This window comes from Accumulibacter sp., from assembly GCF_016789985.1.
Taxonomy (GTDB): Bacteria; Pseudomonadota; Gammaproteobacteria; order Burkholderiales; family Rhodocyclaceae; genus Accumulibacter.
Window position 1 is genome coordinate 1 of record NZ_JAEUOL010000189.1, and the last position, 8,390, is coordinate 8,390.

An 8,390-nucleotide genomic window follows, 5' to 3' on the forward strand; every position below is an offset into this window, starting at 1 on the left:
TCATTCCCGAAGAGACGGTCGGCGGCCTGTTCAACCTGCAGGGCGTCGTGCTGTTCGTCCTCTACGTCGGCGGCGTGGCCGGCGCGCTGGCCGTCGCCGGCGTGCTCAAGCTGCGCGCGCCGGCCGGGGTGCACCATCCGCTGCTGCTCGAACTGCCCTCCTACCGCTGGCCGGATGCCCGCAGCCTGTTGCTCGGCCTGCTCGAACGCGCCCGCATCTTCATCAGGCGCGTCGGCAACATCATCCTCGCGCTGATGGTGCTGCTGTGGTTCCTGTCGTCGTTCCCGGCGCCCCCGGAGGGTGCAGCAGGCCCGGCCATCCAGTACAGTTACGCGGGCATGCTCGGCCATGCACTCGAGGTCATCTTCGCCCCGATCGGTTTCAACTGGGAAATCTCGATCGCCCTGGTTCCCGGTCTGGCAGCGCGCGAAGTCGCGGTCGGCGCGCTGGGAACGGTGTACGCCCTGTCCGCCACGGGTGACGATGTGGCCACCCAGCTCGCGCCGATGCTGGCTGCCGGCTGGTCGCTGCCCACCGCCTTCTCGCTCCTCGCCTGGTTCGTCTTCGCGCCGCAGTGCCTGTCCACGCTGGCCGTGGTGAAGCGCGAGACCAACTCCTGGCGTTACCCGCTGCTGATGGCCGGGTATCTCTTCGCACTGGCCTATGGCGCCGCTTTCGTGACCTACCGGGTGGCACTCCTGTTCAGCGGAGGCGCCGGTGCTTGAACAATTGATCGTCCATGCCGCGGTGCTCGCTGCTGCGCTCTACACCGGCTGGCGCCTGATGCCGGACGCCTGGCGTGCGATACTGCGCCGCGTGGGGCGCAAACCGGCGTCGGAAGCCGCCGCAAGGCAAGAGCACAGGCCGGCCGCCTGTGGGAGCTGCAGCGCCTGCTCCAGCGGTCGGGGGGCGACGATCATTATCAAAACCATCAGGGAGGACAAGAAATGCTGATCCACAAGGAGGCACCGGGGGCGCGGTGCGGTGCCGTGCTGCTCGCCGTGCTGCTGGCGTCGGGGGTCTGCGACCTGGCCGACGCGGCGGCGGCGGCCGTCGACGAGGCGGTCGCCGCCGCCGCAGGGGATGACGAGGATCGGGGCAGCCCCCCCGACTGGCGGGAATCGACGCTCGGCGGTGACTGGAACGGCGTCCGGCCACAGCTCTTCGCGGCCGGCGTCCAGGTCGACCTGGTGTATACCGCCGACTACCTGCGCAACAGCGGCGGCGGTCTGCAACGCGGGGCAGCCCATGTCGGCAACCTCAACCTGGCGATCAGCCTGGACGGCGCCAGGCTGATCGGCTGGACGGGCGGCTCGGCCCATCTGGCGCTGATCAGCAACAGCGGCGGCCGGCCCAACCTGAACGAGGTCGGCAGTTTCATGGGCGTCGACAATCTCGAGGCACCGGTCAACCGCACCGGCATCTTCACCGCCTGGCTGCAACAGTCCTTGTTCGATGACCGGGCGTCGCTGCGCGCCGGACTTTACCCGATCGACAGCGAATTCTATGTCACCGAAGCATCCGGAGTTTTCGTGCATCCGTCCTTCGGGATGGCGGCCGAAGCCGCCGATTTCGGCAGCCTCGCCGGCCCGTCGATCTACGCCACCAGCGGCTATGGTGCGCGTCTGCGCATCGACCCCGATCCGGCCTGGTACGCCATGCTGGCCATCGGCCGCGGCATACCGAGCGAGCGCATCGATACGGCCGGGCCGAACCTCAGCTGGCGGAACGGCAGCGGCAGCATGCTGATCGGCGAGATTGGCTTCAGCCCGGTCAGGTCCGGCCTGTTCGGCCTGTGCAGCGATTCCCCCGACGCCGTGGGCGATGGCGACGACTATTCGCCGATCAGCAAGCTGGCGCTCGGCCTGTGGCGTTTCTCGCCCCGCTTCCCGCAACTCACGGCACGCGACGCGGCGGGCGACCCGCTCTCGTCGACCCATTGGGGCGCCTATGTGCTGGCCGAGCAGACGATTTACCGCGTGCCGGAAACGACACGCGACCTGACGCTCTTCGCCCGCTACGGATTCACCGATGGCCGGACGAGCACGCTCGGCTATTCGACCAGCCTCGGCCTCAGCTACCGCGGCCCCTTCGCCGGCCGCGAGAACGACGTCTTCGGAATCGCGGCAACGCGCGCCCATGCCGACCCGCAGGGACGGCTCCAATTGGCCAGTGAAGCAGGCGCCGCCCTGTCCGCGAACAATGAAACGGTGGTCGAAGTGACCTACCAGGCGCAGCTCGTCCCCGGACTGGTGGTGCAACCGCTGGTGCAGCGCATCCTCAACCCGGGTTTCTCCCTGCCCGATACCACCGTCGCCGGTGTCCGCCTGCAGATGACCCTGTGAGCGGCGATCCGCCGCGTTCGCCGGCGGCGGCCGGCGCCTGCCGCCGCCCGTGCGCGGACGCCACACCGGCGGCGAGTCGACATCCTGTTCCGGCGTCCACTACTGGAGACCGACATGCAGGAACTTGAAAGAGAAGAAACCATCGCCGTGCTCAATCAGATCATGGAACTGGAGCTGTCCGGCGTCGTTCGCTACACGCACTACTCGTTGATGGTCTACGGTTACAACCGCATCCCGATCGTTGACTGGATGAAGAAGAATGCCGCGGAGGGCCTCCTCCACGCGACTCGCGCAGGCGAGCTGGTGACCCTGCTCGGCGGTCATCCGTCGCTCGGCATCGGCCCGCTTCTGGAAACCCACCGGCACGACATCGGCGACATCCTGCGCGAGAGCCTGGAACATGAGACGAAAGCCAGGGCGGCATACTACCGGCTGCTCGAGCTCGTTGCCGGAAAGAGTGTGCTGCTCGAGGAGTATGCTCGCGAGCTGATTGTCGATGAGGAATTGCACGCCGACGAGGTCAACAAGATGCTGCGACGGCCTGGCGAGACCGAGGCTTTTATCGTTTGAGGAGCGCGCCAGCGAAGTGCGGCGGCCTGTCACGATCAGTCGCGCGACAGACCGCCCGCGCCCCGGAGCGCTATCGGCAATCGACAGGCTGGCCGCGCATGAATCTACGGAGGAGCGGACTGCGCGCTTTGCCGGGCGGCGAAATAGCCGGCCAGCGCGTCGGGGTGGGCATCGAGAATGGCCATGAAGCTGGGCAGCCAGAAATACACCCACAGCGGTTGCGGCGCGGTGAACACACCGCTGCTCGAGGTCAGCACGCCACCCCAGCCGACCAGCGCGACCAGCAGCCAGCGCGAGCGCGCACGCCCGGCCCGCCAGAAAAAAGCGAGCGCGAAGCAGCAGAACACGACGGCAGCCGGCGCACCGTAATAGTAGAGCAGCGACAGATAGGCACTGTGCGGATGTTCATAAGCACCGAGGAAGCGGTAGTCGCTGCCTGCGCAACCGACCCACAGGCGGCACTGGCCACCCAGGTGCTGCAGCGCATCCTGCCAGATCGCCAGGCGGGAACTCAGGCCGGCCTGCAGCAGCAGGTCGCTCAGCCCGAGCAGATACAGCAGGAACAGCGCTGCCGCCAGACAGAGCAGACCGGGCCACAGCAAGCGGCGCTGCCAGAGGTAAGCGGCCAGGAACAGACCGAAACCGAGCAGGGCGGAACGCGCCTGGAAAACGCTGGCACACAGCAGGACGAGCCCGAGCAGCACGCAGAAACCAGCCAGCAGCAGACCGCGCGAGCGTTGCGCCAGCCGTGCCTCGACCTGGAACACCCAGAGATGGACCAGGGCGCTGACCATCAGCAGCGCAGCGTGCACGGGATTGCCGGACTGCCCCCACAGAGTCTGGCGCACCCACGCGCCGCCCACCTGTCGCTGCCAGAGCCAGTCGGCCACGGCGACCGCCAGGAGCAGCACACTGACCAGGGCAAAGCCCTGGAAACCCCGGCCGGGGTCGGCCGGATGCTGCCGCAGGAGCAGGCAGCAGGAGAACCAGAGCAGGAGGTAAAGCACTGGTTTGAGCAGGCTGATGTCGCGCAGCGCCATCAGCAGCGCCATTCCCGCCATGCTCAGAAAAAACCAGGCGAGTTGGCCGACCAGGCGGGTGAGGGCCGGCAGGCCGGCCAGTATCCACAGGAATACCGGCAAGGCGATGCCGAGATAGAAGACGTCGTTGGTCGCCTTGGCGGGAATCGGCAGGTAGAACGCCAGCAGAAACAGCGGGACGACGACCCGGAGGTAGGCGGCAAGGGATTCGCCCTGCCTGAGGAAGGTCGGCATCGCAAGGCGCTCAGAGGGACGGGAAGGCCTTGACCAGTCGGTCCTGCAGTTCGGCCAGGCCGGGCCGCGCATACTCGCCGATCAGTCTCGACAAATCCGGCCCGCCCGCCTCGAGCAGTCCGTTCTCCGGCAAGGCTGGCGGCTCGTCGAGGCCGAAGGCCGAGTAGTAATCGACGAATTTGTAATCCGATATCGTGCCGCGGGAAAAAATGATCCGTCGATTCGGCACGGCGAACGCATCCGCGACAATCAGGCCATGCATGCTCGACGAAACGATGAAGTCACACTCCTGAACGCTCTTCAGTACCTCTTCGACTGGCCAGAAGACGTCGATCGGCTTCACTCCGGGCAGGCTCAGGCAACGCTTCACACTCGCCAGAGGCTGGTCTACGTAATGTGGAATCAGGCCGATACGGTAACGCTTGGCGGGACGTGGCCGACCTTCCCACCACAGACCGGCCAACAGGCCGGGGTCGCCGAGGGCCGGCACGGCCTTGAGCTGCCTGATCTGGTCGACGGTCTTCTGCCCGCGCACGGCATGATAGTAGTGGCGACCGGAAAACGACAGGCCGGGCGCCGGAGTTCCCGCGCCCCACACATGTAGCCGGCGGGGAATCAGAAAACGCCTGGCTTTCCGCTCACGGTGCATGATCGAGCCGATCGCCAGCAGGTCTGCCTGGTGCACCGGCGCGTACTCGACCGCCTGATGCGACAGCATCTCGACCAGCAAGGGCGACAGATAATCGCCAAAATTGCGCTGTGCAGAATCACTGCGGCCCTTGCCGCGGCACCAGTAGAGCTTGATCGCCACCTCAGGCCACCTCCATTCCGTAACGCCACTTCACCCAGCCGCGCCGCAGGCGGCCGACACCCGGCCAGGGACGCATCGGCTGCAGCACCGCCTGCGCGATGTCGCGACCAACGCGGGCAAAGCCGTAATTGCGCTCGACGAATGCCTTGCCCTGATCGGCGATCTGCCTGGCCTGCTCGGGATTCGCCAGCAACCAGTCGATTTTCGCGATGGCTTCCTCGGCCGAACGATAGAGGACCACATTCTGCATGTCCTGCAAACCCAGTGCAGCCTCTTCCTCGCCGCCCTGGAACCAGGCCAGCAGGGTGCAGCCACAGGCCATCGCTTCAAAGTTCTTGATCATGTATTCGCCCATGCCGACATCGGCACTGACGAAGATCCGGATACGGTTCAGGAGTTCCAGGTACTCGGCACCGGAACTGGTGCGCGTCACTAGCAGGTCGGTGGCGGCGGCGATCCGCTCGAGCACCGCCCGGCGTCCGGCGTACGCGTCGCTCCTGAAACTGCCGAGGAAGGCGACCGGAACATCGCGCGGCCTTCCCAGATCGCGCAGCAGTCGTTCATCATAGCCCTTGGAAACGAAGACGGCATCCACCCCCTCGCCCTGCAGCCGGCGCGCCACCCCGCAACCGGAGACGATGGCTCGCGCCCACGGCAGGCTGGCAAAGAGTTTCGAATACGCTCCCCGGTACTTGCTTTCCGCCATGTAGTTTTGGCACGCGTCATGCTCCAGGATGACCAGCCCGGGAATGCAGCGCAAGACCGGGAGCTGCGAGAGCTGACGTTTGACCCGAGTGAAAAGGATGATTCTCTCGTAGTCCCGATAAGCGACCGACGCCAGGAAGGCGCCAAGATTCCTCTGCTGGGAACTGTTCAGGCGAAAGATCTCGCAGGTTCCACTGTGCACGCGAATCATCTCGTAGAGGTGATCCAGGATGACCCGCTGCTCATCCATCACCAGCAGCATTAGCTTCACCACTCCCCCTTTCCCGCAAGGCCAGCAGCGCCGAACTGGACGAACGGCAGATGCCGGGTCCGGCCCAAGGCGCGGATTTCCTGCGTCTGCCCGAGCCTCGCAGCCTACTAGCACACGGCAACTGGCATGCAGGGCCACCAGCCCCGGTCCCGCCTGCATGACGCAGGCTGTGGGTGGGTCCCCGACGGCCAATGGGCCGGACGCCCGGGGCCGATGCTTTCAGAGCGGGCGCCGGCCAGAGAGACACACCAACGGGGGGGCGGCAGAACAGCCCGCAACTCGTGTCATGGAGAAAGCGGACGGGAGACCTCGCCCCGCTGACCGGCCACCTCGGGCGGGCTGCTCAAAGACCCCAGATCTGGTTGGCGCGCACGAAACCCGTGTCACCGTCGCGATGACGCACCTTGACCCACCCACCGGGTACCGTCTCGACATGAACCAGTGCAACGTTCTTCTCTGCCTCGAAGACCAGCGGCGCCGAATCCTCGGCGCTTTGTCGGATCTGGGCGCGCGCCACCGTGACGATCACCGTGCGGCGCTTGACCAGGTACCTGGCCTCGATCCAGGCCATTCCACCGTCGGCATCCCGCACCTTGGACCATCCTTCGAGGCTGACCACCAGTTCGACCGGTGTGCCGCGGCGGATGACGAACAGCTTGCCGCCGCGCTGTGACGGCGCATCGTAGAGCACCGCCGGTTGGTCAACGCTACGGTACTCGATGGCCAGCGCCGGAGCAACCAGTCCGCCCGCCAGCACCAAACCAAACAACCGCTTCATCCGGCGGAACCCTAGGCGGTGGCCCCGGACTCGCCCTTCGCTTCTTCCTGCTGTTGCAGGCGCGACATGTAGAGTGCCTCGAAATTGACCGGTTGCAGCATTACCGGCGCAAAACCGGCACGCGTCACGGCATCGGACACCACTTCACGGGTGTACGGGAAGAGAATGTTCGGACAGGCGATCGACAGCAGGGGATCCATGTTCTCGTTCGGTACATTCTGCACGCGGAAGATTCCGGCCTGCCCGACTTCGACGAGGAAAACGGTCTTCTCTTCGATCTTGGAGGTCACGGTAGTCGTCAGGGTCACCTCGAAGACACCCTCACCAATCGCCTGGGCATTGCTTTGCAACTGAATGCTCACCTTGGGTGACTCACGCTCCAAAAAAATCTGGGGTGCGTTCGGCACCTCCAGCGACAGATCCTTGATGTAGATCTTCTCGATGGCAAAAACGGGGTTTTCTTGTTCGCTCATGGTAGTTTCAGGCCAGAAATGGAAAAGGGTTGATGAAGGCCGGGTCAGGCACTTTCGCCCGCGAGGAGAGGTAACAGCTTGCCGGCACGATCGAGCGCGGTCAATTCGTCCGCGCCACCAACGTGCGTTTCGCCAATGAAAATCTGGGGAACGGTACGCCTGCCTGTCCGTTCCATCATCTCGCCGCGGCGCTCGGGGTCGAGATCGACCCGCACCTTCTCGATCTCGACGACGCCACGCGCGCGCAGGAGTTGCTCCGCCCGAACGCAGTAGGGACAGACGGCCGTCGAGTACATCAGGACAGGTCGCCGGGCGCTCATCGCCGGGCGCCCTTCTTGAGCGGCAGCCCGGCTTCGGCCCATGCGGCAATTCCGCCTTCCAGCGTGTGCACCCGGGAAAAGCCAAGCTTGGCCAGCGTACCGCAGGCCACCGATGAGCGCGCTCCCGACTGGCAGACCAGGATCACCGGCGAGTCCTTCAAGGCTTCGAGTTCGCCGACGCGTTCGGCAAGCGACCCCGCCGGGATGTTGCGCGAGTCCACCAGGTGCCCGGAGACGTACTCATTCGGCTCACGAATGTCGATCAGTTGTCCATTCTCACGGTTGATCAACATCGTCGCCTGGGTTGGCGTCACCCCGCGTGCGCCGCCCGGGCGGCGGAGCGACAACACCAGCAGCAGCGTGCCGCTGAGCACGGCAGTCGCCACCAGAAAAATGTTCTGCTGTATGAATTCCAATCCAGACTCCCTAAACCGATGCAGTCCCACAACGCACCGACCCATCGTTCACCCGAAGAATCGCATGTCACGAGCGGGCCACGACGGCTAGCCGCCGCAGAACACCTCGCGCATCATGCCTATGAGCTGCAGCGTACGCGCGTCACCCACCCGGTAATAAACCCGGTTGGCGTCCTTGCGCGCAATCAGGACGCCCTTTTCGCGCAGGATGGCAAGATGCTGGGAAATGTTGCTTTGCGAGGTACCGACCGCTTCAACGATCTCCTGCACGCAAGCATCCTGCTCACCGATGACGCACAGGATCTTGAGGCGCAAGGGATGCGAGATCGACTTTAGCGCACGCGCCGCCCGCTCGATATGCTCCTGCTTGTCAATCAGACTCGTTGTGATCGGCACGCTACGCCAGCGTCCTCGTTTATCATATAAT

The 8,390-nt window shown here is 65.1% G+C and carries 11 protein-coding genes; 3 read left to right on the forward strand and 8 right to left on the reverse strand.

Annotation, left to right across the window (positions count from 1 at the left end):
• From JNK99_RS11180 to JNK99_RS11190, 3 genes are all read left to right on the forward strand, one after another.
• Window positions 1-725: nucleoside recognition domain-containing protein (locus tag JNK99_RS11180; protein ID WP_291852890.1), on the forward strand; the 725-nt coding region annotated here is incomplete at its 5' end.
• A 222-nt stretch (window positions 726-947) separates the two neighbouring features.
• Complete coding sequence (locus JNK99_RS11185) at window positions 948-2,345, forward strand: carbohydrate porin (RefSeq protein ID WP_291852893.1); 1,398 nt, start codon at window positions 948-950, stop codon at window positions 2,343-2,345.
• Window positions 2,346-2,459: 114 nt separating this feature from the next.
• Window positions 2,460-2,915: a ferritin-like domain-containing protein gene (locus JNK99_RS11190; protein ID WP_291852896.1), complete on the forward strand. Its 456-nt coding sequence runs from the start codon at window positions 2,460-2,462 to the stop codon at window positions 2,913-2,915.
• A 104-nt stretch (window positions 2,916-3,019) separates the two neighbouring features.
• Here JNK99_RS11190 and JNK99_RS11195 read toward each other — a convergent pair whose 3' ends face one another.
• The 8 genes from JNK99_RS11195 to JNK99_RS11230 all read right to left on the reverse strand — a co-directional run bounded on the left by JNK99_RS11195 (window position 3,020) and on the right by JNK99_RS11230 (window position 8,359).
• Window positions 3,020-4,189: a hypothetical protein gene (locus JNK99_RS11195; protein ID WP_291852899.1), complete on the reverse strand. Its 1,170-nt coding sequence runs from the start codon at window positions 4,187-4,189 to the stop codon at window positions 3,020-3,022.
• Between the two features lie 10 nt (window positions 4,190-4,199).
• The gene (locus JNK99_RS11200) at window positions 4,200-5,000 is read right to left on the reverse strand and encodes a polysaccharide pyruvyl transferase family protein (protein ID WP_291852902.1); all 801 of its coding nucleotides are present in this window, start codon (window positions 4,998-5,000) and stop codon (window positions 4,200-4,202) included.
• A 1-nt stretch (window position 5,001) separates the two neighbouring features.
• Window positions 5,002-5,976 carry a glycosyltransferase gene (locus JNK99_RS11205; RefSeq protein WP_291852904.1) on the reverse strand — a complete coding sequence of 325 codons (975 nt, stop codon included), beginning with the start codon at window positions 5,974-5,976 and terminating at the stop codon, window positions 5,002-5,004.
• Window positions 5,977-6,319: 343 nt separating this feature from the next.
• Window positions 6,320-6,754 carry an SH3 domain-containing protein gene (locus tag JNK99_RS11210; protein ID WP_291852907.1) on the reverse strand — a complete coding sequence of 145 codons (435 nt, stop codon included), beginning with the start codon at window positions 6,752-6,754 and terminating at the stop codon, window positions 6,320-6,322.
• A gap of 11 nt (window positions 6,755-6,765) precedes the next feature.
• Window positions 6,766-7,227 carry a protein-export chaperone SecB gene (secB, locus tag JNK99_RS11215; RefSeq protein ID WP_291852910.1) on the reverse strand — a complete coding sequence of 154 codons (462 nt, stop codon included), beginning with the start codon at window positions 7,225-7,227 and terminating at the stop codon, window positions 6,766-6,768.
• A gap of 44 nt (window positions 7,228-7,271) precedes the next feature.
• The gene (gene grxC, locus JNK99_RS11220; RefSeq protein ID WP_291852913.1) at window positions 7,272-7,547 is read right to left on the reverse strand and encodes a glutaredoxin 3; all 276 of its coding nucleotides are present in this window, start codon (window positions 7,545-7,547) and stop codon (window positions 7,272-7,274) included.
• Entirely contained in the window at window positions 7,544-7,963 is a 420-nt protein-coding gene (locus tag JNK99_RS11225) for a rhodanese-like domain-containing protein (protein WP_291852916.1), read from the reverse strand. The genes grxC and JNK99_RS11225 overlap by 4 nt, the downstream gene beginning before the upstream one ends.
• A gap of 87 nt (window positions 7,964-8,050) precedes the next feature.
• Window positions 8,051-8,359: a metalloregulator ArsR/SmtB family transcription factor gene (locus JNK99_RS11230; protein ID WP_291852919.1), complete on the reverse strand. Its 309-nt coding sequence runs from the start codon at window positions 8,357-8,359 to the stop codon at window positions 8,051-8,053.
• Window positions 8,360-8,390 lie beyond the last annotated feature (31 nt).